Source organism: Streptomyces sp. NPDC055013 (genome assembly GCF_053608645.1).
Window position 1 is genome coordinate 53,240 of the sequence record NZ_JBSGVW010000035.1, and the last position, 22,761, is coordinate 76,000.

Annotated in this window: 18 protein-coding genes; 11 read left to right on the forward strand and 7 right to left on the reverse strand. The window is 71.4% G+C overall.

From position 1 onward, the window contains the following. The first annotated feature begins 54 nt into the window (after positions 1-54). The 6 genes from ACWGDB_RS33160 (at position 55) to ACWGDB_RS33185 (ending at position 4,644) form a co-directional block, all read left to right on the forward strand. The gene (locus tag ACWGDB_RS33160) at positions 55-564 is read left to right on the forward strand and encodes an SRPBCC family protein (RefSeq protein ID WP_453825837.1); all 510 of its coding nucleotides are present in this window, start codon (positions 55-57) and stop codon (positions 562-564) included. Further along, entirely contained in the window at positions 557-2,176 is a 1,620-nt protein-coding gene (locus ACWGDB_RS33165; RefSeq protein ID WP_453825838.1) for a phytoene desaturase family protein, read from the forward strand. Before ACWGDB_RS33160 ends, ACWGDB_RS33165 begins: the two co-directional genes overlap by 8 nt. Positions 2,177-2,224: 48 nt before the next feature. Next, positions 2,225-2,713 (forward strand): MSMEG_6728 family protein, encoded by a 489-nt coding sequence (locus ACWGDB_RS33170; protein ID WP_453825880.1) that lies wholly within the window; start codon positions 2,225-2,227, stop codon positions 2,711-2,713. A 68-nt stretch (positions 2,714-2,781) separates the two neighbouring features. Continuing rightward, positions 2,782-3,621 carry an oxygenase MpaB family protein gene (locus ACWGDB_RS33175; RefSeq protein WP_453825839.1) on the forward strand — a complete coding sequence of 280 codons (840 nt, stop codon included), beginning with the start codon at positions 2,782-2,784 and terminating at the stop codon, positions 3,619-3,621. A 331-nt stretch (positions 3,622-3,952) separates the two neighbouring features. Next, the gene (locus tag ACWGDB_RS33180; protein ID WP_383605589.1) at positions 3,953-4,375 is read left to right on the forward strand and encodes a CBS domain-containing protein; all 423 of its coding nucleotides are present in this window, start codon (positions 3,953-3,955) and stop codon (positions 4,373-4,375) included. Positions 4,376-4,422: 47 nt separating this feature from the next. After that, positions 4,423-4,644, forward strand: a complete 222-nt coding sequence (locus tag ACWGDB_RS33185) for a DUF6480 family protein (RefSeq protein WP_453825840.1) — start codon at positions 4,423-4,425, stop codon at positions 4,642-4,644. Between the two features lie 41 nt (positions 4,645-4,685). Here the strand turns inward: ACWGDB_RS33185 and ACWGDB_RS33190 are convergent, their stop codons facing one another. Next, positions 4,686-4,922, reverse strand: coding sequence for a hypothetical protein (locus ACWGDB_RS33190; RefSeq protein ID WP_453825881.1), 237 nt, complete (start codon positions 4,920-4,922; stop codon positions 4,686-4,688). Between the two features lie 173 nt (positions 4,923-5,095). On the opposite strand from ACWGDB_RS33190, the gene ACWGDB_RS33195 reads away from it, so the two are divergent. The 3 genes from ACWGDB_RS33195 to ACWGDB_RS33205 all read left to right on the forward strand — a co-directional run bounded on the left by ACWGDB_RS33195 (position 5,096) and on the right by ACWGDB_RS33205 (position 10,477). Then, positions 5,096-6,301, forward strand: coding sequence for a carboxylate-amine ligase (locus ACWGDB_RS33195; RefSeq protein WP_453825882.1), 1,206 nt, complete (start codon positions 5,096-5,098; stop codon positions 6,299-6,301). A 193-nt stretch (positions 6,302-6,494) separates the two neighbouring features. Beyond that, positions 6,495-8,279 carry an N-acetylglutaminylglutamine amidotransferase gene (locus ACWGDB_RS33200; RefSeq protein WP_453825841.1) on the forward strand — a complete coding sequence of 595 codons (1,785 nt, stop codon included), beginning with the start codon at positions 6,495-6,497 and terminating at the stop codon, positions 8,277-8,279. Beyond that, positions 8,252-10,477 carry a prolyl oligopeptidase family serine peptidase gene (locus ACWGDB_RS33205; protein WP_453825842.1) on the forward strand — a complete coding sequence of 742 codons (2,226 nt, stop codon included), beginning with the start codon at positions 8,252-8,254 and terminating at the stop codon, positions 10,475-10,477. Before ACWGDB_RS33200 ends, ACWGDB_RS33205 begins: the two co-directional genes overlap by 28 nt. Before the next feature lie 7 nt (positions 10,478-10,484). Here the strand turns inward: ACWGDB_RS33205 and ACWGDB_RS33210 are convergent, their stop codons facing one another. Further along, the gene (locus ACWGDB_RS33210) at positions 10,485-11,120 is read right to left on the reverse strand and encodes a hypothetical protein (RefSeq protein WP_453825843.1); all 636 of its coding nucleotides are present in this window, start codon (positions 11,118-11,120) and stop codon (positions 10,485-10,487) included. 216 nt (positions 11,121-11,336) lie between these two features. Here ACWGDB_RS33210 and ACWGDB_RS33215 point away from each other — a divergent pair, with 216 nt between their 5' ends. Next, entirely contained in the window at positions 11,337-13,457 is a 2,121-nt protein-coding gene (locus ACWGDB_RS33215; RefSeq protein WP_453825844.1) for a SpoIIE family protein phosphatase, read from the forward strand. A gap of 46 nt (positions 13,458-13,503) precedes the next feature. On the opposite strand, the gene ACWGDB_RS33220 is transcribed toward ACWGDB_RS33215, so the two are convergent. From ACWGDB_RS33220 to ACWGDB_RS33240, 5 genes are all read right to left on the reverse strand, one after another. Beyond that, on the reverse strand, positions 13,504-14,037 hold the full coding sequence (locus ACWGDB_RS33220; RefSeq protein WP_453825845.1) for a hypothetical protein: 534 nt from the start codon (positions 14,035-14,037) through the stop codon (positions 13,504-13,506). Positions 14,038-14,147: 110 nt separating this feature from the next. Next, the gene (locus ACWGDB_RS33225) at positions 14,148-14,393 is read right to left on the reverse strand and encodes a hypothetical protein (protein WP_453825846.1); all 246 of its coding nucleotides are present in this window, start codon (positions 14,391-14,393) and stop codon (positions 14,148-14,150) included. Positions 14,394-14,661: 268 nt separating this feature from the next. Further along, a complete protein-coding gene (locus ACWGDB_RS33230; protein WP_453825847.1) occupies positions 14,662-15,219 on the reverse strand; it encodes a Dps family protein in 558 nt (185 codons plus the stop codon). Positions 15,220-15,355: 136 nt separating this feature from the next. Beyond that, on the reverse strand, positions 15,356-17,857 hold the full coding sequence (locus ACWGDB_RS33235) for a SpoIIE family protein phosphatase (protein WP_453825848.1): 2,502 nt from the start codon (positions 17,855-17,857) through the stop codon (positions 15,356-15,358). Between the two features lie 76 nt (positions 17,858-17,933). After that, positions 17,934-22,202 carry a HAMP domain-containing protein gene (locus tag ACWGDB_RS33240; protein WP_453825849.1) on the reverse strand — a complete coding sequence of 1,423 codons (4,269 nt, stop codon included), beginning with the start codon at positions 22,200-22,202 and terminating at the stop codon, positions 17,934-17,936. Between the two features lie 319 nt (positions 22,203-22,521). Between ACWGDB_RS33240 and ACWGDB_RS33245 the strand changes: the two genes are divergently transcribed. Beyond that, positions 22,522-22,752, forward strand: coding sequence for a hypothetical protein (locus tag ACWGDB_RS33245; RefSeq protein WP_453825850.1), 231 nt, complete (start codon positions 22,522-22,524; stop codon positions 22,750-22,752). The last annotated feature ends 9 nt before the right edge of the window (positions 22,753-22,761 follow it).

The following is a 22,761-nucleotide window of genomic DNA, read 5'->3' on the forward strand; positions in this document are numbered from 1 at the left end:
GGGCACTCGGGCGTGACCGACGGGTAATCCGGTCGAGGCACCCTGGAGGTCTCCGTGGCCGTTCGTCACCGTCTGATCCAAGCCGGTCCGAGTGCCGTGTGGGCCGTACTCGCCGACGGCAACCGATACGCGGAGTGGGTGGTGGGGACCTCAGGGTCCGAGCCGCTTCGCGGGCGGTGGCCGGAAACCGACGCGGCGATCCGCTACGAGGTCCGGCTCGGCCCTGTCAGGCTGTTCAACGAGACGGTCGTCCGCCGCTGCGAGCCAGGCGTGTCCATGGAGCTGGAGGCGCACGCCGGCGCGTTGGGCACGGCACGTATCGCGATCGAGCTGCGGCCGTGGGGAAGGAAGTGCCTGGTGCTCGTGGACGAGCACCCCCTCCAGGGAGCGGGCGGCCGACTGCACAACGTCGGCTTCGAGGCGCTGATCCAGCTGCGCCACCGGGCCATGCTCGCCCGCCTCGCCCGGCTCTGCGAGAGCGAGGCGAAAGACGCCCGCCGCGCCCCACAGAGGGCGCCCGCCACGTCGGCGGTACCGGGCGCGGACGGAGCGCGCCGTGCCTGACGCTGTGGTGATCGGCGCCGGCCCCAACGGTCTGGTGGCCGCCAACGTGCTGGCGGACGCCGGGTGGAGCGTCGAGGTGCTGGAGGAGCAGCCGGAGCCGGGCGGCGCGGTGCGTCACGACCGCGGCGTCGACCCCGACTTCGTCAACGACCTCTTCAGCTCCTTCTATCCGCTGGCAGCCGCCTCGCCGGTCCTGACCGCGCTGCGTCTGCAGGACTACGGGCTGCGGTGGAGCCACGCGCCCAGTGTGCTGGCGCATCCCCTCACCGACGGCAGCTGCGCCGTGCTGGACCGGGACGTCGGCACCACCGCCGCGTCCCTCGAGGCCTTCGCGCCGGGTGACGGAGCCGCGTGGGAGCGGCTGCTCGGCGTGTGGCAGCGCCTGCACCCCGACCTGCTGAACTCTCTGTTCACCCCCTTCCCACCCGTCCGCTCGGCGGCGCGGCTGGCGCTGCGGCTGCGGGCCGCGGGCGGTCTGCGCATGGCACGCTCCCTGGTCCTGCCGGTGCGTCGTCTGGGGGAGGAGGAGTTCGGCGGTCAGGGAGGCCGGCTGCTGCTGGCGGGCAATGCCCTGCACGCAGACCTCGCCCCGGAGTCGGCCGGCAGTGGCGGCTTCGGCTGGCTGATGGCCATGCTCGGGCAGACGTACGGCTTCCCCGTCCCCGTCGGCGGCTCGGGCGCCCTGACCCAGGCCCTGGCCCTGCGCCTGAAGGCCCGGGGCGGGCGGGTGCGCTGCGGGCAGCGGGTCGAGCGGATCGTCGTGCGCGGCGGGCGGGCCGTCGGCGTGCGTACAGCGGTCGGCGACGCGGTACAGGCACGCCGGGCGGTACTGGCCGACGTGTCGGTGCCCGCCCTGTACGGCGATCTCCTCGAACCCGAGCAGGTCCCCGAGCAGCTCCTGGACGACCTGCGTCGCTTCCAGTGGGACTTCGCCACCTTCAAGGTGGACTGGGCGCTCGACGGCCCGGTGCCCTGGCAGGCGGAGCAGGCGTCCCGGGCCGGCACCGTGCACCTCGCCGACGGCATGGACGAACTCACCCGCTTCACCGCGCAGATCGCCATGCGGCAGGTCCCGGACCGCCCCTTCCTGCTGTTCGGCCAGATGACCACCGCCGACGCGACCCGTTCCCCGCTGGGCACCGAATCGGCCTGGGCCTACACCCACATGTCCCGCGAGATCGCCGGGGACGCCGCCGACGAGGGCATCACCGGCCGCTGGGACACCAAGGACCAGGAACTCATGGCGGACCGGGTCGAACGCCAGGTGGAACGCTTCGCGCCCGGCTTCCGCTCGCTGATCCGCGCCCGCCGCATCCTGGCGCCCCCCACCCTCGAGGCCCTCGACGCCAACCTCTGCGGCGGCGCAATCAACGGCGGCACGACCGCGATCCACCAGCAGCTCGTCTTCCGCCCCGTGCCCGGCACCGGGCGCCCCGAGACCCCCGTCCCGGGCCTCTTCCTGGCCTCCGCCGGAGCCCACCCGGGCGGCGGCGTGCACGGCGCACCAGGAGCCAACGCCGCCCGCGCCGCGCTGCACCGCCACCGGCCCCCCGGCCTCGCCCGCGCCCAACGCCTGCTGAGCCGACGCGACCGCACCGGAACCGCACGCTGACCCATGCCGCGCAAGGAATCGCGATGACGAAGAAGTGAGCGGGTGCTGATGCAGACGTTTCTGCCCGACCCCGACTTCGGGAAGACGGCGCTGCTCCTGGACCGACGCCGGCTGGGCAAGCAGCGGGTCGAGGCACTTCAGGTCCTGCGCGGTCTGACGGTCCCCGGCTACGGGTGGCGCCGGCACCCGGCCGTAAGGATGTGGACCGGGTACGAGGAGGCCCTCGTCCGGTACGGGCTGGAGATCTGCCGGGTCTGGCGGGAGCAGGGACACCAGGACAGCTGCGCGGCCTCCCTGGTCGCCGGGCTGGCCGCGCACCGACCGGGCGCCGCAGTGCGCGACCAGGCGGAGCTGGCGGTCGCCGGTGAGCTGCCGCCCTGGCTCGGAGACGAGGCCTTCCACGAGAGTCACCGTTCGGCACTGGTCCGCAAGGACCGCGACGTGTACGCCGTCCTGTTTCCCGGCGTCGCCGACGACCTGCCCTACGTGTGGCCGGCCTCGGACCGTGAACCCCGGTACGTGTCCACGGGCAGGTGAGGCCCGACGGCCACGACCGGTTCGGGCCGGCATCGCGGACACTGGCAGCAGGAGAGGGGAGGCCGACCGTGCTGACCTCAGTCCGTGAGCAACTGGGCCAGGCCCTGTTCCGCCGGGTTGCCGGCCCCGACGGCCCGGCGACGCGTGCCCGTATCCACGACACTCCCGGCCCGCGCTGGTTCGGCCCTGATCGCCCGATCCGCACGGTCCATGGTGACGCCTCGATGTTCATCGGTGGGCTGAGCGCACTGCTGCTGCAGTCCCTGCATCCGCTCGCGATGGCGGCGGTGGCGGGGCACTCCGGCTACCGCGGCGACCCGTGGGGCCGCCTGCAGCGCACCAGCGCCTTCCTGGCGGTGACGACGTACGGCACCGCCGAGGACGCCCAGCGCGCGGTCGACCACGTCCGCGGCATCCACGAACGGATCCGCGGGACGACGGCCGAGGGCTTGCCCTACCACGCGGCTGATCCACACCTGCTCGCCTGGGTGCACGCCGCCGAGACGGACAGCTTCCTGCGCGCCCACGAACGCTACGGAGCACACCCCCTGGACGCCGCCGCCTACGACGCCTACGTGGCCGACACCGCGCGAGTCGCCGAAGCACTGGGGGTGAGCGAGCCGCCACGCGACCGGCGCGAACTCGCCGAGCGGCTGTCCGCCTACCGGCCCGAACTGCGGGCCGGACCCGAGGCCCGCGCCGCCGCCCGCTTCCTGCTCTTCCAGCCTCCGCTGCCCCTCGCCGTGCGTCCCTTCTACGGCGGGCTGGCCGCGAACGCCGTCGCCCTGCTCCCGCCCTGGGCCCGCGGCATGCTGTGGCTGCCCCGGGTCCCGGTCGTGGAGGACCTCGCCGTGCGCCCCACCGGCCAGGTCCTGACCCGGACCATCCGCTGGGCCATGAACCGCTGACGACCGCGTGCGCCGGGCCGAGCCCACGTCGGTTCCAGGACCTGGGTCGAGATCGCATCCCCCGACGGCAGCGCCGGGCTGCCGTTTCAGACAGAGCCGCTCTTCACCGGAAGTCCCAGGCCGGCGTCCGCGTCCTGTGCGACCCGGCCGGGCACCCGTTCTGCCTCTTTGTCGGCGCCGGCCCGCACGCGGCCTGACAGGTCGGGGCACGCTGTGCACCCGCGACAGCCGATGAGGGACGGCGCGCATGTGGCAGCCGGGCCGCCCACGGGTACTCGGGCGCTGCACGGCGGTGAACAGCGCCGCCCCGACCTCTCGGAGGGACGTTCCCATGACTCGGCATGTCCGCGACGTCATGACGACCCACCCGATGACCGTCGAACCGCAGGCATCGGTGCAGTCGGTGGCCCAGATGATGCGCGACGAGGACATCGGCGCTGTACTGGTCACCGAGAGCGGGCGGCTGCGCGGGCTGGTCAGCGACCGTGACCTGGTGGTCCGGGCGATGGCCGAGGGCCGTGACCCGGACCGTACGACCGTGGCCCAGGCGTGCAGCGAGGATCTCGTCACGGTCGGGCCCGACGACGACCTGATTCTCGCGGTGCAGGTGATGCGCGAGCATTCCGTCCGGCGGGTACCCGTCGTCGACCGGGAAAGTCACCCGGTCGGCATCGTCACCATCACCGACCTGGCCATCGAACGTGATCCCGACTCCGTCCTCGGCGACATCAGCGCCGCCCGCCCCGATCAGTGACCCTGCAACGCCCCATGGCCTGCCTGTGACCGAGAGGAGGGCGCGCCATGACGAATCCCGAACCCGAGCCGACACGAAAGCCGGGAAGCGAACCCGGCCGCGGCGTACCACCCGGTGAGACCCCGCCCGCCGAGGCGGACACCACGTCCGCCATCTCCTATCCGCAGTCCGAGCTGCGCAGGGGCTGGGGCCCCATGCCGATCGCCTTGATCATGGTGGTCGTGGCGCTGGTGGCGATCGGGCTGATCGCGATGGCGGTGGCCCTCTGATCGCCCGGCGTCAGCCGGCCGGCGTCGCGCCGGCGGCAGAATTAGGGCCGGGGATCGGTGCGGTGCCACCGGGGCCGCGCGTCGTGTCCGCGGCGTCCCGCCGCCGACGCGCACCGTGGGCACACCCGCTGGACCCGGTCCGCCGCGCCTCCGGATGCGGGGAAGGTGTCCGGCCAGGCGGCATGCGGGAAGCGGACCCTCCGGGAGCGGCTGAGGGACAGCCCACAGATGGTCTCGTTCAGGCCGGGCTCCCAGGCATGGACCTCGCCGGGGCCCATGGATTCCCTCACGTTCGTACGTTTGTGCTATCCCCATGTCAAACGCGCAGGCGACAGGCTTACGTCCGTGGGGACTGGGAACTCAGAGCACACCACAAGCCGCCCCACCGCCCGGGGTCGGGTCGCCCCCTCCCTTGCGGCAGGCGCCGGGATTCGTAGGAGTGAACGTGAGCATGCGCATCGGAGTGGAGGAAGAGTTCCACGTCCTGGAGGTGGAGAGCGGACTGCTGGTGCCGCGAGCCGACGCGATCCTGCGACGACTTCCAGGACAGACCTACACCACCGAACTGCATCAGTGCACTGTCGAGTCCAACAGCTCGGTACACACGTCCCTGCACGACCTCTACGCCGACCTCATCGGCATGAGACGGCGGCTCGACGCGGCAGCCTCCTCTTTGGGGCTGGCCGTGGTGGCCGCCGGCACGGCCCCGCTGGCGCCCGCGGGTTCCGCGCGCCCCACGGCCGGGGCGCGCTACCGCCGCATGACCGAGGAGTACCGCAAGGTCGCCGACGAGCAGCTCATCTGCGGCGCCCAGGTCCATGTGGACATACCCGACCGCGACACCGCCGTACGGGCCATGTGCGAGGTGTCGCCCTGGCTGCCCGTACTGCTGGCCCTCTCCGCGAGTTCGCCGTTCTGGCAGGCGTCCGACACGGGGTACGCGAGCTGGCGCACCCTGCTGTGGCAGCGCTGGCCGACGGCGGGGCCGGTCGGCTGCTTCCCGAACGCGGCCGAGTACGACGCTGCCGTCGAGGATTTCGTGCGGGCCGGGATCATCACCGACGCGGGGATGATCTACTACGACGTCCGCCCCTCGGCCCATCTGCCCACGCTGGAACTGCGCACATGTGACGCATGTCCGCGCCCGGAGACCGTGGTGCTCATCGCCGGACTGTTCCGTGCCCTGGTGACCGACGCCCGCGAACGCCTCGGCCGAGGCGATGCCGCCGAGTGCGCGGGGCGGCACGAGTGGCTGCGGGGCGCGTCATGGCGTGCCGCCCGGTCGGGACTCGAAGGGACGCTGGTGGACCCCGAGACCCACGAGGATGCACCCGCGCACGCGGTGGTGCGGAAGCTGCTCGTCCGGCTGCGGCCCGCGCTGGAGGCCCACGGGGACTGGCATACCGTCCGGGAGCTCACCGAGGCTGCCCTCGCCGGCGGAAGCGCTGCCCGGCGCATGCGCCGGGCAGCACAGGACGAGGACCTGCTGGCCTGTGTCGACATGCTGATCGCCGAGACCCGCGGCGAACACGGACGCCGTACGTCCCCACCGCCCGGCCGCAGTCGCAGTCGCAGCCGCGGTCGCAGCCGCGCCCGTGCTGTCGTCCCGAACGGCTCGCCCTCCACCGTCGTCCCGGGCGGACCGTTTCCTCCGTAGTCCCGGGGCGCCGGACGGCATCGGCCGCTGACGTGCCCGTGACCGCCCCGGCGTACGGCGACGTTCCTCTCCCCGCGCAGAAAGGTCTCGTGATGTCTCGCACCACCACCCAGGCCCTCCTGACCGGCGTCCGCGCACCGGCACCACCGTGCAGGCGTGCGCACGCCGACGCGAGTGAGGGAGGCGGGACGTCATGTGCGGTCTGACCGGCGAGGTCCGGTTCGACGGCAGGCGAGCCGACCTGGCGGCCGTCGAACGCATGGCCGACCGGCTCGCCGCCCGTGGACCCGACGGGCAGGGCACCTGGTCGAGGGGCCCTGCCGCGCTGGGACACCGGCGACTGAAGATCATCGACCTCTCGGACCGTGGAGCCCAGCCGATGACCGACGCCCGCGGGGAGGTCACCGGCGTCTTCAACGGCTGCGTGTACAACCATCCGGAGCTGCGCGAAGAGCTGCGCGGCCTCGGGCACCGATTCGAGTCGACGTCGGACACGGAGGTCGTCCTCAAGGCCTACCAGCAGTGGGGCACCGCCTGCGTCGAGCACTTCCTCGGCATGTTCGCCTTCGCGCTCGTCGAGCACCGGACCGGCCGTGTCGTCCTCGCCCGGGACCGGCTCGGAATCAAGCCCCTGTACCTGGCGCGGACACCGGACCGGCTGCGGTTCGCCTCGACGCTGCCCGCACTCCTCGCCGCCGGAGACGTGGACACCTCGCTCGATCCGGTCGCCGTCCACCAGTACCTGAGCTGGCACGCCACCGTCGCGGCGCCGCGCACCGTCCTCAAGGGGGTGCAGAAGCTCCCGCCCGCCACCGTGCGGGTCGTCGAACCGGACGGCACACACCGGGATCACTGCTACTGGCAGCCCTCGTACACGCGCCGGGCCGAGTACGCCGGCATGGGTACCGACGAATGGCGCGACGCGGTGCTGGAAGCGCTCCGCACGGCTGTGCGCCGCAGGATGGTGTCCGACGTGGAGGTCGGTGTCCTGCTCTCCGGCGGCCTCGACTCCAGTCTCATCGTCGCGTTGCTGGCCGACGAAGGCCTCCACGACCTGATGACGTTCAGCGTCGGATTCGAGACGGAAGGCGGCGAGAAGGGCGACGAGTTCCACTACTCGGACCTGGTCGCCCGCGAGTTCGCCACCGACCACCGACAGCTGATGGTCCCCTCCGACCGGGTGTCCATGGCTCTGGACGGCGCGGTCGCGGCGATGAGCGAGCCGATGATCAGCCACGACGTGGTCGCCTTCTACCTGCTGTCCGAGCAGGTGTCCAAGGAGGTCAAGGTCGTGCAGAGCGGCCAGGGGGCCGACGAGGTCTTCGCCGGCTACCACTGGTACCCGAAGCTCGCGGAGGTCTCCCGCGAGGACGAACCGGAGCGGTACGCCGCGACGTACTTCGATCGGCCGCACGCCGACCTCGCCAGGGTTCTGCGGCCGGACATGCTGCCGCGCGACGACGTGTCGGGCAGCTTCGTCCGCAGGCACATGGCGGACCCGGGGGCCGAGACCGCACTCGACGCGGCTCTACGGCTGGACACGCACGTCATGCTCGTCGACGACCCCGTCAAGAGGGTCGACAACATGACCATGGCCTGGGGCCTGGAGGCACGCGTTCCGTTCCTCGACCACGAGCTGGTCGAGCTGGCGGCGGCCTGTCCGCCGGAGCTGAAACTGGCCGACGGCGGCAAGGGCGTGCTGAAGGAGGCGGGCCGCAAGCTCCTGCCACGCGAGGTCGTCGACCGGCCCAAGGGCTACTTCCCCGTGCCGGCCATCCGCCACATGGCGGGCCCGGTCCTGGAACGCGTACGTGAAGCGCTCGAAGCACCCGAGGCGAAGCAACGGGGCCTGTTCCAGGAGTCGTACGTGACCGAGCTCCTCGCGGCGCCCGACGAGCACCGGACCAACCGGGGTGCGAACGCCCTGTGGCAGATTGCTTTGCTGGAGATATGGCTGCAGACCCACGGAATCAAGTGACCGACGACGGGGGCATGCGGGTGGCGCACGGCCCGGCGCCCGTGTTCGCACGTCCCGGGTCACTCACGGCGGCCACCATGCGGGCGCCGGACAGCCGGCCGGGCGACGTGCGCGGCACCACCCGCGCCGCCGCTCCGGCACCGGTGCCGTTGCCCGAGGCCGGCGGCCCCCGGGACGCCGTGACCCGGTTGCGCGCCCACGGCTGCTGGTATCCCTCGGCCAACGCCGACGGCACCGAGGTGGCCTTCATCTGCGACCGGGGCGGCGTCCCCCAGCTGTGGTGCGGCTCCGTCGACGGTGACGAGGTGCGGCTGCTCGACTCCTCACCGGATCCCGTGAAAGAGGTGCTGTGGTCGCCGAACGGACAGTGGATCGCGTACACCACCGCGCCGGGCGGCGGTGAGCACACCCGGGTCCTGTGCGTGCGGCCCGACGGCACCGGCCGACGCCTCCTGGCAGGGGCCGACCCGGCCAGTTCCGCCTATCTGGGCTGCTGGGCCCACGACGGCTCGTCCGTCGCCGTCACGTTCGCCGCGCCGGCCGCTCCGCAGTACGGGATCACCACGGGGCACGTCGTGGCGGCACCGGACCTCGCCGATGGCCTCCCCTCCGACTGGGCGGACCGCGGCGGTCGCGCGACACTCCTGGGCCCGGCCGCGTACGACGGGGCGCTGGGGGAGGAGCCGAGCCGAACGCCGACCGATGCCCGGGCTCCGGCGGCGCCGACGGTACGTCGCGACGGCGGCCTGTCCGTCTACCTGATCGATCCCGACGGTCTGGTTTCCCCCGCCCTGCTCACCACGGAGACCCACGCCGCCTCCCTCCGCGTGTGCGACCTCAGCCGCGACGGCAGCCTCGCGCTGCTGCGCCGCGGGCCGCGGGGACGCAGGGAGGCGGTCGTCCGACGCACCGCCGACTCGGAGAGCACCTTCGCCATGCCGGTCGCCGACGGCGACCCCTGGATCGGCCGGTTCTCTCCCGACGGTCGGACCCTGTGGCTGCGCAGCAACGCCGACCGGGAGTACGCGGCGCTCCTCGCGGTCGCTCTGGACGCCGACGGCGGCCCGCGCGGTGTGTCCCTCGTGACCGAACGCGAGGGCGTCGACCTCGAACTCCTGACACTGGCGCACGACGGCCGCACGGCCGCGCTGGCGTGGAACGTGCAGGGCGCGAGCGACCTGGAACTCGTCGAGACGCACCCGACCCGACAGCCCCCGGACGTCACGGGCCCGGCACGGCCCGTTCCCCTGCCCCACGAGGTCGCCACCCGCGTGACGGCCGCCGGCGTGGGGGGCCTGCTGCTCGCGCTGTCCGGGTCGCAGCGCCGACCGGGCCTGTGGCGGGCCCACGAGGGCGTGTCCATGCTGCGCACTGCCTGGTCCTCCAAGGACGAGGACGCCGTCCCGCCGGGCCGCCCCCCGGTACGCCCCGTCCCCTTGCGCCTCACGGCGAGGGACGGGCTGCCCCTCAGCGGTTGGTACTACCGGGCGCCGGGCCGTGCCCGGGACGAACCGGCGCCCTGTGTGATCCACCTGCACGGCGGTCCCGAAGAGCAGGAACGGCCGGTGTTCAGCCCGCTCTACCACGAGTTGGTCGGGCGTGGCCTGGACATCTTCGCCCCCGACGTCCGAGGCTCTCTGGGACACGGCCGGTCGTTCGTCGACGCCGACCTGGGCGCTGGGCGCTTCGCTGCGCTCGACGACGTCGCCGACTGCGCGGCCCACGCGGTCATCGCGGGCCCCGCCGATCCGACGCGGCTGGGGGTCATGGGCCGCTCCTACGGCGGCTACCTGACGTTCGCCTCCGTCGTATGGCACCCGGAGCTGTTCCGTACCGCGGTGGCGGTCTGCGGCATGTCGGACTTCCTCACCTTCTTCGCCGGTACGGAGCCCTGGATCGCGGAATCGGCCGCTCACAAGTACGGCCACCCGGACCGCGACCGAGAGCTTCTGCGCAGCCTGTCGCCGATGAGCCGCATCGACGCGCTGCGTGTCCCGCTGCTCGCCGTCCACGGCGAACACGACACCAATGTGCCGCCGGGGGAGTCCCAGCAGTTCGTACGCGCCGCGCAGGAACACGGCATCGAAGCCGAACTGCTGACGCTGCGCGACGAGGGCCACGACTTCCTGCGTGCGGACAACCGGCGACTGTTCCGCCGGGCCGCGGCGGACTGGTTCGAAGGCCACCTCCACTTGTGAACCGGCCTCATTCGGGACCCAGCTCCACCGTGGTCGTGACCCGGGTGACCGCGGGCCTGGCCGGCACAGAACCGAACCCGAAGCGCACCGGCGGTTCGACGGGCGCCAGCGCACCGAGGCCGTGGCCCTCCAGAGCGGCCCGCAGAGCGCAGACCGGCCGCAGATCCCGTGCCCCGTACCACTCGCGGCGACCCGCACCGGCGCTACCCCGCGTCCGCACTCCGGGCAGGAGCACACCGGCAGCCCGGTCCGTCAGCGCACACCATGCCGGACGGTGCGCGAGAACACCGGGAACGGCACACAACAAGAGCCCCAGCGCCCCTCGCCGGCCAGTGGTGAAGCACAGCTCGACGGGCCCCGCCGTGACGGTCCAGATGTTGTCGGCCACGCGTACGTCGACCGGGGCGATACGTACCGTGTCGAACGTGTAGGTGCCGCTGATGAAACCGGCCGTCTCCGGCGTGGGCGCGAACAGGAGCCGTTCCCCGTCGGCACGCTCCACCATTACATCGCTGAACCGTCCGAACGGTGACCTCTCCCAGCGCCCGAGCACGATCCGCGTTCCGGAGGCCGTGCCCAGCCCGGCGATCCAGCCGTCGAAGCGCAGCCGCGACCGCCCGGCTCCGCCGAGGATCCGGCTCATCCGCCGGTCACCGGCGCCCGCGCTCCGTACGCCACCACAGCCCGCGAGTCCCCCGCACAAAGCCACTGGAAACGGACGGCACAGACGGCCACGGGCGACCCTGCCGACGCCCCCACCGGGCCGTGTGCCTATCGCCCCGCATGGGCGTAGCGTCCTCATATGGCCAGCACGGGTGCGTGCGCCGTCCAATGCCGCGCCCCGAGGGGAGCGGTCGGCATGACCGGTACGAGTGATCCGGCCCCGCACGACGGTGCACTGGATGCCGCGTTCGCGGAAACGGTGCGCCGAACCGGTGCGGCCATCGGCGCGCTGTACCTGCTCGCACCGGACCAACGGCTGCTGTGTCTGGACGTGCTGTGCGGGGTGCCGATCGAGTTCGCCGCACCGTGGGCCAGGGTGCCGCTCGCCTCCCCGGCGCCGGTCGCCGACGCCGTCCGTGAGGACCGCCTGGTGTGGGTCGGCAACCAGGATGAGATGGTTCGCTTCTACCCGCGCACCGCGCTGGTGCTTCCGTACCCGTTGGCGCTGGCCGCCGCACCGGTCACCGGCGTACGGCCGCGGGGATCCCTGCTGCTGATGTGGCCCGCCACGCGCCCGCCGTACATGACCCAACGGGAGCGGGGCAACATCACGTCCAGTTGCCGACGGCTGGCCCGGCTGCTGGAGGAAGCCGCCGAGCAGGCCGGTACCCCCGCCCGCCGCGAACAGCCACGCGTCGTCCCCGTCGGAACCGGCCGCCGATCCGCGAGCACCGATCCGGCCGTCGCCGACTTCGTCGAGCGTCTGCCCGGCGGAAGCTGCGCCCTGGACCTGGAGGGACGCTTCACCTACGTCAGCGCCGGTGCCTGCGAACTGCTGGGCTGCGAGGCCGGCCGGCTGCTGGGCACACGGCCCTGGCAGTCCCTGCGCTGGCTCGACGACCCCACCGCCGAGGACGGCTACCGCGCCGCGCTGATCAGCCGGGAACCCGTTTCGTTCACCGCGTGCCGCCCGCCGGACCAATGGCTGGACATCCACCTGTACCCGGACGCGAGCGGCATCAGCGTCCGCATCGTCCCCACCGGTGGGTCCGCGCCGCCCTCACCGGCACCCCGCCGGGCCACGCGCACCGCCACGCCGGCCCGCGGCGGTCAGCTGTACCAACTCACACACCTTGCCGCCGCGCTGACCGAAGTCGTCGGCGTCCAGGACGTCGTCGACCTCGTCGCCGACCAGATCATGCCCGCCTACGGTGCCCAGGGGCTGGTCATGTCCACGGCCGACGCCGGCCGACTGCGGATCACCGGCCACCGCGGCTACGCCGCCGACACCATCAGACGCCTCGACGGCCTCCCCCTCGACACCTCCTTCACCCCGGCCGGCAAGGCCTTGAGCAGCGGCATCCCCGCGTTCTTCGCCAGCGTGGAGGAGATGCGGCGCGACTATCCCGAGGCACCGCTGGTCAGCGGCAAGCAGGCCTGGGCATTCCTGCCGCTGATCATCTCCGGCACGCCCGTCGGTGTATGCGTCCTGTCCTACGACAGTCCTCACGAGTTCCCCGCCGAGGAACGCGCTGTCATGACCTCGCTCGCCGGACTCATCGCCCAGGCCTTCGACCGCGCCCGCCTCTACGACATCAAGCACGAACTCGCCCACGGCCTCCAGCAGGCGCTGCTCCCGCGCAGCCTGCCCGCCGTCGCCGGCCTGCGCGTCGCAGCCCGCTATCTGCCCGCCACCCGCGGCATGGAGATCGGCGGAGACTTCTACGACCTGATCCGGCTCGGCGACACCGCGGCCGCAGCCGTCATCGGCGACGTCCAGGGCCACAACGTCGCGGCCGCCGCCCTGATGGGCCAGGTACGCACCGGTGTCCACGCCCACGCGACCCTCGGCACGCGCCCCGACCAGGTCCTCCACCGGATCAACCGGGTCCTCATCGACCTCGCCCCCGACCTGTTCACCAGCTGTCTCTACGCCCACCTCGACTTCGCCCGCGCACGCGTGACCCTCGCCAGTGCCGGCCACCCGCCGCCCCTTCTGCGCCTCCCCGACGGGGACACGCGACCCGTCGCCGTCCCGCCCGGACCCCTGCTCGGCATCGATCCCGACGCCGTCTTCCCCGTGACGGGGATCCCGCTCACCGCCGGGACGTTGCTCGCCTTCTACACCGACGGCCTCGTCGAAACACCGGGAACCGACCTCGACGACTCCATCGCCCAGCTCGCACACCATCTCGCCGCCACCGACGACCGAGACCTGGACGCGCTCATCGACACGCTGCTGAGTAAGGCCGCCAGCACCGCGCAGCGCACCGACGACATCGCCCTGCTCGTCCTGCAGCACGAAACGCACCACTGACGACAGGGAATGACAGCGACTGCCGGGCCACCCCGGCCTGGCCTCTTCAGGAACGCTCGTCGGAGAAGCCGGCTTCGTCGTGGTGTGCCGAGGCCTTCGCGACCCGCTTGAGCCCCGATGCCGTGGCCGGGTCCCCGACCTTGGCGGGTTCGTCGTGCACCGGGCCCGCAGGACTCTCCTGGCGGAAGTGGGAGGAAGCCAGTTTGTTGCCGGGACCGTGGGGCTCCGGATGGGCGTCGGCGGCTTCCGTGGCGGCAGGGCCGGATCCGGCCGCAGGGCGCGGCCTGCCGTCCTGGGCGGTCTCCGCCTGGCCGACCTGTCGCGGACGCGGCTGGGTCAGCCAGGCGACGGCCGCGCCGGTGATGGCGACGGGCCATTCCACCACCCCGGCCACGCCGAGCACTCCGGCTCCGGTGTAGACCGCGATCCGACGGCCCCGAGGGGACACCGCGCCGATCCGGTCCAGGGCACTGCCGGCGACCTTGCCCACCTGCTCGGCCCCGGGCAGACGCCGGAGCCCGGAGCCGACGACCCGCAACGGAAAAGGCAGATCCGACGCACTCGTCCTGACCTGGCTCATCTCGAACTCCCTCCGCAGGTCTCCAAGGGTCTTCGCCCCGGGTTTCCACTCTCACACCGCCTACCCGGTGTTCAGGAGGTTTGTGCGAATGACGGCCTGACCAGGCACTCTCAGTGCTCGCTCCGCTGCCTGAGAGTGGGCTTGGCCGTATGGCGGATCCGTTTGGTACGGCCGCCCGCGGCGAGGATCTCCATGGCCTCGGTGCTCGTCCCGGCGGCGGCCTTCAGCTGAAGCCAGTCGGAGGACGCGAGCAGGTCGCCCTGGCGCCACGGCTGCTCCAGGGCGATGGCTCGCAGGAGGGACCACTCCCGCAGCCGCCGGGTCAGGAAGGGCCGGCTGAGAACAACGTGCTTCATCGTCTCCGCCACGCCGGACAAGAAGGTTCGAGGCAGCGGCCCGCGGCACGGCGATCCAGGTGCCGTAGCACGGCGGGTGGGCCATCGTCTGATCCGCGTCGGTGAGGACGAGGCCGACCAGCTCCACCTCATCCGCGTCGGGAACCCGCTGCAGCTCGTCCACGTAGACCGCGTAGCGGACGTGTTCGTCCGGCTCCTGCATGGCGTCGTGGACCTTCACCCGGCTCCTCCCGTCGCTCGCCCGAATGCCACTCTCGCCCCCGGCTTGTCAGCCCTTGGCAGCCTTGGCGCCGTCCTGCTCGTTGTCGGCACGAGAAGTCGACAACGCGCCGCCCGCACTCTCGAGGTGCGCCCGGACGAACCACTGGAACTGCTCGAGATCCCGCAGCTGTTCGATGAGCAGGTCCTCCGTCGCCGGGTCGATCTCCCCGACGACCTTGATCGCGGCGCGCACGTCCTCGATCACACCCGTGTAGACGACGTCCAGAGCCCCGAGGTGAGCGATGGCGTCCTCACGGCCGATCGAGTAGTCGTCCCAGGTCCGCTCCTCGACCAGAGAGCCCGGCGTGCCCTGCGCTACTCCGCCGAGCGCGGCGATGCGCTCGGCCACGTCGTCGGCCATGTCGCGCACCCGGTCGACCTGAGGGTCGACCATCTGGTGCACGGCGATGAAGTGCGGCCCCACCACGTTCCAGTGGACGTGCTTCAGCGTCAGATGGAGGTCGTTGAGGGCGTGCAACCGCAGGCGGAGGACGTCGATGATCCGACCGGCCGCCGCGCGCTCGATGCCCGGCACCGTGTACTCGGGGGTGAAATCCTTTGCCATGTCCGCAACTCCTTCTCCGTAGCGTGAAGTCGGAGTTCAGGTGCCCTGCTTTCGCGATCACAGACCTGTGATCTGGCTTGCATGCACGGAATGGACCGTTGCGCCGGGCCCGGTCGAGTGTGGCGGTCGGCGCGGCTCAGGCCACTCGGACGCCCACGATGCAGGTGTCGTCGTCGGTGTCGGACTTGCTGTAGGTGAGCAGACGGTCCAGCTGCTGTTCGAGAGTGGGTGGGACGGTGCGCGCAGCTGCAAGCAGCTGGGTCAGCGATTCCTCCACGGAACGGTCACGGCGTTCGATCAGACCGTCCGTGTACATCAGCAGCGTGTCGTCGACGGCCAGTTGGACCTCGTGTTCCTGGTAGGCCGCCTCCGGTACGGCACCGAGCAGCATGCCCTTCACCAGTGGTAGTGGCGTCGCTTCGCTGTCGCGCACCAGGACCGGCGGCAGATGGCCGGCCCTGGCCCAGCGCAGGGTTCGGCGCTCGGGGTCGTACAGGCCGCAGACCGCCGTGGCCGTGACGGCGCCCGTCAGATGGTGCGCCACCATGTTGAGCCAGGACAGCAACTGGGCCGGTCCGGCACCTGTCACGGCGAGTCCGCGCAGCGCGTTGCGCAGCACGACCATGGTGGTGGCCGCCTCGATGCCGTGCCCGGCGACGTCTCCCACGCACAGCAGCACCAGCCGGGACGGCAGCACGACCGCGTCGTACCAGTCGCCGCCGACGAGCTGCTGGGTCTCCGCGGGCCGGTAGCGCACGGCCACGCGCAGGCCGGGGGCCTCCAGCGGGGCCTGCTCCGGCGGCATGATCGCGTGCTGCAACTGGAGGGTGAGGCGCGCGCGTTCGATGGCCTGCTGCTCGGTGTGGGCGAGTTGGTCACGCGTGGCGGCGAGCGCGACCTCCGTCCAGTGGTGGGCGGAGATGTCCTGGTAGGCGCCGCGTACGACGAACAGCCGGCCGTCGGAGTCGAGTTCCGGCTCGGCGACCACGCGGATGTGCCGGGTCACCCCGTCCGGCCGCTGGAGCCGGAAGGCCGTGGACGCGGGACGGCGGTGGTGCATCAGAGTGCGCAGAAATCTGCCGATGGCGACCGCGTCGTCGGGGTGGGCATGGACCGGCAGGTCCTCCAACGGGATCGGCCCGCTCGCGGAGGGCTTGCCGTAGAGACTGTAGAGCTGGACGTTCCAGGTGATCTCGCCGGTGAGGAGGTTCTCCTCGAAGCCGCCGATGCGGCCGAGGCGCTGGGCGTGCTGCAGCAGGCTCGCCAGCCGCGCTGTTTCGTCCTCTATGCGCCACAGGAGCAGGACGCTGCCGCCATGCCGACTGATGTTGATGTCGGCGACCGCGGCCAGCGGGACATCGTCGACCAGTGCGGTGAGCCGCATACGGTGGGCACGGAACGGCTCGCCGGTGGCGTAGACACGCTCGATCTGCCCGAACAGTTCGCTCTCGCCGGCGACCATCGGGTAGGCCTCCAGCAGCATGGAGCCGTTGACGACACTGCGCGGCCGGCCGGTCGGGTCCAGGAAGCGGCTGTTGGCGTGGTGGATGTGGAAGTCGACGAGTTCCCCGGCGGTGTCCAGTCGGGGGACGAGCACCAGCGCCGGGTCGTGGAGGCCGTCGGCCAGGTCCATCAGCTCGGCGACGTCCGGCAGGACAGCGGGCCGCGCGGCGCTGTCGGGGTGGTGTGGGGCGGACGTCTCCAGGGTGTGCGCGCACAGCTCTGCCAGGGCCTCGACCTGGCGTACGATTTGCGGCGGCTGAGGCTCGAGCTGTGTAGGCCAGACGATCTCCAGTACGCCGTGGATCCGGCCGCCGGTGCCCGCCGGCACGGCGACCCGCCCGCCGTCGGGGTGCTGGTGCCGGCCGATGGAGGGCAGTCCGGTCTCCGAGAGACAACCGATCCACTGGCCCGTTCGCTCACCGAGCCCACGACGCGCCACGGTCGCCACACCGGGCGGCACATATCGCCAGCGCCCCGCCTCCGCGAGCGAGAATCCCGCGCTGCCCGCCAAAGTGAGCGACCCGTCGCCGCCCAGCGCCCAAATGGCCACTGCTTCGGCGCCCAGCGGCCTCAGCGCGTGCTCCATCAGGGAGTCGGCCACGGCTTGGGCGTCGCGGGCGGCCAGCGCCCCGCTCTCGGCGGCCCGGAGCCGTATGGCGGAGGAGTCGCTCCTGAGCGCGGCGGGGGCCTCGGTGGCGCCCGTCGTGGTCGCGAGGAAGGCGGAGGTCACTTCGGAGAGCCGGTCACGCGAGGCCTGGTTGATGACCTCGACGGCGAACTCGAGCGGTGTCATGCCCGCCTGCTCGGCCAGTTCGGCGAGCTGTCGCGCAGCCTGCGCCGGCCCGCACCTGAGCCGCTCGACGAGGATGCCCTTGGCCAGCTCGGTCAGGGCCCGCCCGTCCGCCTCCGCCTGAGCCGCCCGCACCTCCCGGCGCAACCGTTCCACGGTCGCCGCGAGCCTGCCGACGGGGGAGGGGTGACCGTCTCCGATCTCTCTTTCCACGTCGGCCCCGGCAGTGAGGTCGCCGCGGCCGGCGACGGGTACGGGCACGGAACGGCCGATGGGAAGCCGTTCGCTGTCTTCCGCCGGAACACCGGCGGGTTCCGGGTCGGGCGGCTGGTGGGGATGGGTCACGGTTGACCTGTTCCTCGGCTCGGACGTCCGGGGACGCCGGATGGTCGGCTGACGCGGACTGCGGTGTGACGGCCTGTCACACGGACAGCCAGTGCTGCACGCGGCCGATGAGCTCGTTGGTGTCGACAGGCTTGGTGACGTAGTCGTTCGCGCCGGACGCGAGGCTCTTCTCCTGGTCCCCGGGCATGGCCTTCGCGGTGACCGTGATGATGGGCAGGTTCGCGTACTGGGGCATCGTGCGGATCTCCGCGGTGGCGGCGTAACCGTCCATCTCCGGCATCATCACGTCCATCAGGACCAGCGAGACGTCTCTGTGAGCCAGGAGCGTCTCGATGCCCCTGCGGCCGTTGTCGGCGTGCAGGACACGGAAGCCGTGCAGCTCCAGCGCCCCGCTCAGCGCGAAGAGGTTGCGCGCATCGTCGTCGACGACGAGCACCGTACTACCGACGAAAGCCTTGTCGACGACGCGTGCGAGCGGCCGCTGGGGTTCCTCGACACGTACCAGCGACAGCACGTCTCCGGGCTCCTCGGCGGACAGGTGCAGGGTGATGCGTTCGCGCAGATCGTCGAGGCTGGCGAGGAAGTCCAGCGGGCGGCCGTCCGCGCGGGAGCGCAACATCTGCTCCTGTGCCAGGTCCCCGTGATGACCGGTGTGCACGAGCACCGGCACGCTGGCCAGCGCCGAATCGCCCTCCATGGCCTGCAGCAGCCGCGCGCCCTCGTCGTCGGGCATGTCGAGCTCCAGCACGACGCAGTGGCAGGGTTCGGCGGCCAGGGTGCTCGCCGCTTCCTGCGCCCCGACCGCCGTGATCACGTCGATCGCCCCGAGCGGATTGTGGGGGTCGGTGGTGATGTCCGCCACCGCGCGCTCGGCGACCAGGGTGAGCAGTCCGCGTGGACGGCCCTCGACGACGAGCAGGCGGCGCCTGCGCTGCTCGGGAGTCTTGAGGGCGGCGGCGTCCGAGGGGGAGGACGGCAACAGCTCGGCGGCGGTGGCGTGCGGCTGGTCCGCCCCGAGGTGGCCGCCGTCGAGCAGATCCTCGAAGTCGGCGCGTGTCACCGGAAGGTAGAGCGTGAAGGTGCTGCCCTGGCCGGGCGTGCTGTCGACCGTGACGGCGCCGCCGAGCAGATAGGCGATCTCCCGGGTGATCGACAGGCCGAGGCCGGTGCCGCCGTACTTGCGGCTCGTCGTGCCGTCCGCCTGCTGGAACGCCCCGAAGATCGTCTCCAGCTGCTGCTGAGGGATGCCGATGCCGGTGTCCTTCACCCGGAAGGCCACCACGGGGGCACCGCGGAGGACGCCCACGGGCACCTCTCGGTCCGCGGCGGGTTCGATGCCCAGCTCGACGCCGCCCTGCTCGGTGAACTTCACCGCGTTCGACAGCAGGTTGCGCAGGATCTGACGCAACCGGGAGCCGTCGGTGAGCAGATCGGCCGGGGTGCCCGGCGCGGTGGCCACCGTGAAGGCCAGACTCTTCTGCGTCGTCATCGGCCGAAACGTCGCCTCGACGTACTCCAGGAGCTGGCGAAGCGGAATCCGCTCGGGGGCGACGTCCATCTTGCCGGCCTCGACCTTCGACAGGTCGAGGATGTCGTTGATCAGCTGCAACAGGTCCGAGCCCGCCGAGTGGATGATCCCCGCGTACTCGACCTGCTTCGGAGTGAGGTTGCGCGAGGGGTTCTGTGCGAGCAACTGAGCGAGGATCAGCAGGCTGTTGAGCGGCGTACGAAGCTCGTGGCTCATGTTCGCCAGGAACTCCGACTTGTACTTGGACGCCAGCGCCAGCTCCTGCGCCCGGGTCTCCAGTTCCTGCCGCGCCTGCTCGATCTGCAGGTTCTTGGCCTCGATGTCGCGGTTCTGCGAGGCCAGCAGGGAGGCCTTCTCCTCGAGTTCCTCGTTGGAGCGCTGCAGTTCGTCCTGCTGGACCTGCAATTCCTCGGAGCGCGCCTGAAGTTCGGCCGTCAGCCGCTGGGACTCGTCCAGCAGCTCGTCCGTGCGGGCGTTGGCCACGATGGTGTTGAGGCTGACGCCGATGGTCGGCATCAGCTGGGCGAGGAAGTCCTGGTGGATCTGGGTGAAGCGAGCGATGGACGCCAGCTCGATGACACCGAGGACCTGGTCCTCGACGACGATGGGCAGGACCACCAGGGCGCTGGGCACCGCCTGCCCGAGGCTGGAGGAGATCGTCACATAGCCGGGCGGCAGTTCCTCCACGCTGATGGGACGGTGGTTGCGTGCCGCCTGCCCGACCAGGGAGCGCCCGACGCGGATGCGCTCGGGACGGCCGGTGTCGTCGGGATAGCCGTACGAGCCCACGAGCCGCAGGTCGGAGCCGCGCTCGGTGTCCTCGGCGAGGTAGAAGGCGCCGTACTGCGCCGAGACCAGTGGCGCGAGCTCGCCCATGACGAGCTCGGCGACGACGGGCAGGTCGCGGTGACCCTGCATCAGCGCGGAGATCCGGGCGAGGTTGGTCTTCAGCCAGTCCTGCTCCTGGTTGGCCCGCGTGGTCTCACGCAGGGACCCCACCATGGAGTTGATGTTGTCCTTGAGCTCGGCGACCTCGCCCGACGCCTCCACGGTGATGGAGCGGGTCAGGTCCCCTTCGGCGACGGCGCTGGCGACCTCGGCGATCGCACGGACCTGGCGGGTGAGGTTCCCGGCCAGTTCGTTGACGTTCTCCGTCAGCCGCTTCCAGGTCCCCTCGACACCCTCCACCTCAGCCTGTCCGCCGAGCCGTCCCTCGCTGCCGACCTCCCGGGCCACGCGGGTGACCTCGGCGGCGAACGACGACAGCTGGTCGACCATCGTGTTGATGGTGGTCTTCAGCTCCAGGATCTCGCCGCGGGCGTCCACGTCGATCTTCTTCGACAGGTCACCGTTGGCCACCGCGGTCGTGACCAGGGCGATGTTGCGGACCTGCCCGGTCAGGTTGTTGGCCATGGAGTTGACGTTGTCGGTGAGGTCCTTCCACGTGCCCGCCACGTTCGGCACGTGCGCCTGACCCCCGAGGCGGCCCTCGGTACCGACTTCACGGGCGACGCGGGTGACTTCGTCGGCGAAGGCGGAAAGCGTGTCGACCATCGTGTTGATGACGTCCGCCAGGGCGGCGACCTCGCCCTTGGCCTCGACCGTGATCTTCTGCGAGAGGTCGCCGCGCGCGACGGCCGTGGCGACCTTGGCGATCGAGCGGACCTGGCCGGTCAAGTTGGACGCCATCACGTTGACGTTGTCGGTGAGGTCCTTCCACGTCCCCGACACGCCCCGGACGGTCGCCTGGCCGCCCAGATTGCCCTCGGTGCCGACTTCGCGCGCGACGCGGGTGACTTCGTCGGCGAAGGCGGAGAGCTGGTCGACCATCGTGTTGATGGTGGTCTTGAGCTCCAGGATCTCGCCGCGGGCGTCCACGGTGATCTTCTGGGAGAGATCGCCCTGCGCGACGGCGGTGGCCACCTGTGCGACGTTGCGGACCTGCGCGGTGAGGTTGCCCGCCATGAAGTTCACGGAGTCCGTGAGATCGCGCCAGGTGCCCTTCACGCCCTTGACGTCCGCCTGTCCGCCGAGGCGCCCCTCGGTACCGACTTCACGGGCCACACGGGTGACTTCGTCACCGAAGGCGGAGAGCTGGTCGACCATCGTGTTGATGGTGTTCTTCAACTGGAGGATCTCACCGCGGGCGTCCACGGTGATCTTCTGCGACAGGTCACCCTGCGCGACCGCGGTCGTCACCTGGGCGATGTTGCGGACCTGGGAAGTGAGGTTGCCCGCCATGAAGTTGACCGAATCGGTCAGGTCGCGCCACACACCACCGACCCCGGGCACCCGGGCCTGTCCGCCGAGGCGTCCCTCGCTGCCGACTTCGCGGGCGACGCGGGTGACTTCGTCGGCGAAGGCGGAGAGCTGGTCGACCATCGTGTTGACGGTCTCCTTCAGCTCCAGGATCTCGCCGCGCGCGGGCACGTCGACCTTCTGCGACAGGTCGCCCTTGGCCACCGCCGTCGCCACCTGCGCGATGTCACGCACCTGCGTGGTGAGGTTCCCCGCCATGGCGTTGACCGAGTCCGTCAGATCGGCCCAGGTCCCCGAGACGCCCGGTACCTCGGCCTGGCCGCCCAGCGTGCCTTCGGTACCCACCTCCCGCGCCACTCGCGTGACTTCCGAGGTGAAGACGGACAGCTGGTCCACCATGCCGTTGAAGACGGTGGCGATGTCACCGAGGAGACCGTCGCCGTCCGGCAGCCGGGTACCGAAGTCACCGTCCCGGACGGCTGTCAGTCCCGCCAGCAGTTGCCGTAGCTCCTGCTCGCCCGGGGGTCCGTCGACGGCCTCGATCGTCTTGCTGGTCATGCGCACCCTCGTTCCGCTCCCCAAGAGCCCTCACCCCGAGGACTCGGAACCGCGCCGGGGCTGTGAAGGCCCCCTCACCGTCCGGTTTCCGCTGTTCACATGGCTCGACCGGATGAGAAAATCCCGTGAAGATTAACTCAGTTGCCGGGCGACAACAAAAGGCCGATGCGGACGTTCCGGCTGGAAGAAAACCCTCCCTTCCGGGAGGCATGTCCAGCGGGATACGAGGTACTGGAAGGGGTTCGCCCGGCCTTCGGGCCTGCGAGCCGGTCTCCACGTGGCGTCGTGTGCACCGGCTTCGGGGGGTACCCGGACCGGTATGCCGAAGAGAGTGAAGTATGCGGGTCTTGCTCTGGTGTTCTTTGCGCTGCTGGCCGTGGTGATCCGGTTCGGGGCCGGGGGCGTCGGCTGGGGCCATGCCTTGCTGGGTGCGCTCGTGGCGACGCCGCTCGGTCTGTGGATGATCTGGTTGCGTCGTCGCATGACGGAACAGGCGCAGGAGTGGGGACGACGGAGGTTCCGGCCGTGGCCTGAGGAGCGGCGCCGCTGAGTCCTTGGA

Excerpts from the sequence above, each read along its gene's own strand:
- ACWGDB_RS33170 (WP_453825880.1), top strand. The coding sequence starts at position 2,225 with ATGCAGACGTTTCTGCCCGACCCCGACTTCGGGAAGACGGCGCTGCTC.
- ACWGDB_RS33180 (WP_383605589.1), top strand. The coding sequence starts at position 3,953 with ATGACTCGGCATGTCCGCGACGTCATGACGACCCACCCGATGACCGTC.
- ACWGDB_RS33185 (WP_453825840.1), top strand. The coding sequence starts at position 4,423 with ATGACGAATCCCGAACCCGAGCCGACACGAAAGCCGGGAAGCGAACCC.
- ACWGDB_RS33190 (WP_453825881.1), bottom strand. The coding sequence starts at position 4,922 with ATGGGCCCCGGCGAGGTCCATGCCTGGGAGCCCGGCCTGAACGAGACC.
- ACWGDB_RS33195 (WP_453825882.1), top strand. The coding sequence starts at position 5,096 with ATGCGCATCGGAGTGGAGGAAGAGTTCCACGTCCTGGAGGTGGAGAGC.
- ACWGDB_RS33200 (WP_453825841.1), top strand. The coding sequence starts at position 6,495 with ATGTGCGGTCTGACCGGCGAGGTCCGGTTCGACGGCAGGCGAGCCGAC.
- ACWGDB_RS33205 (WP_453825842.1), top strand. The coding sequence starts at position 8,252 with ATGGCTGCAGACCCACGGAATCAAGTGACCGACGACGGGGGCATGCGG.
- ACWGDB_RS33210 (WP_453825843.1), bottom strand. The coding sequence starts at position 11,120 with ATGAGCCGGATCCTCGGCGGAGCCGGGCGGTCGCGGCTGCGCTTCGAC.
- ACWGDB_RS33215 (WP_453825844.1), top strand. The coding sequence starts at position 11,337 with ATGACCGGTACGAGTGATCCGGCCCCGCACGACGGTGCACTGGATGCC.
- ACWGDB_RS33220 (WP_453825845.1), bottom strand. The coding sequence starts at position 14,037 with ATGAGCCAGGTCAGGACGAGTGCGTCGGATCTGCCTTTTCCGTTGCGG.
- ACWGDB_RS33225 (WP_453825846.1), bottom strand. The coding sequence starts at position 14,393 with ATGAAGCACGTTGTTCTCAGCCGGCCCTTCCTGACCCGGCGGCTGCGG.
- ACWGDB_RS33230 (WP_453825847.1), bottom strand. The coding sequence starts at position 15,219 with ATGGCAAAGGATTTCACCCCCGAGTACACGGTGCCGGGCATCGAGCGC.
- ACWGDB_RS33240 (WP_453825849.1), bottom strand. The coding sequence starts at position 22,202 with ATGACCAGCAAGACGATCGAGGCCGTCGACGGACCCCCGGGCGAGCAG.
- ACWGDB_RS33245 (WP_453825850.1), top strand. The coding sequence starts at position 22,522 with ATGCCGAAGAGAGTGAAGTATGCGGGTCTTGCTCTGGTGTTCTTTGCG.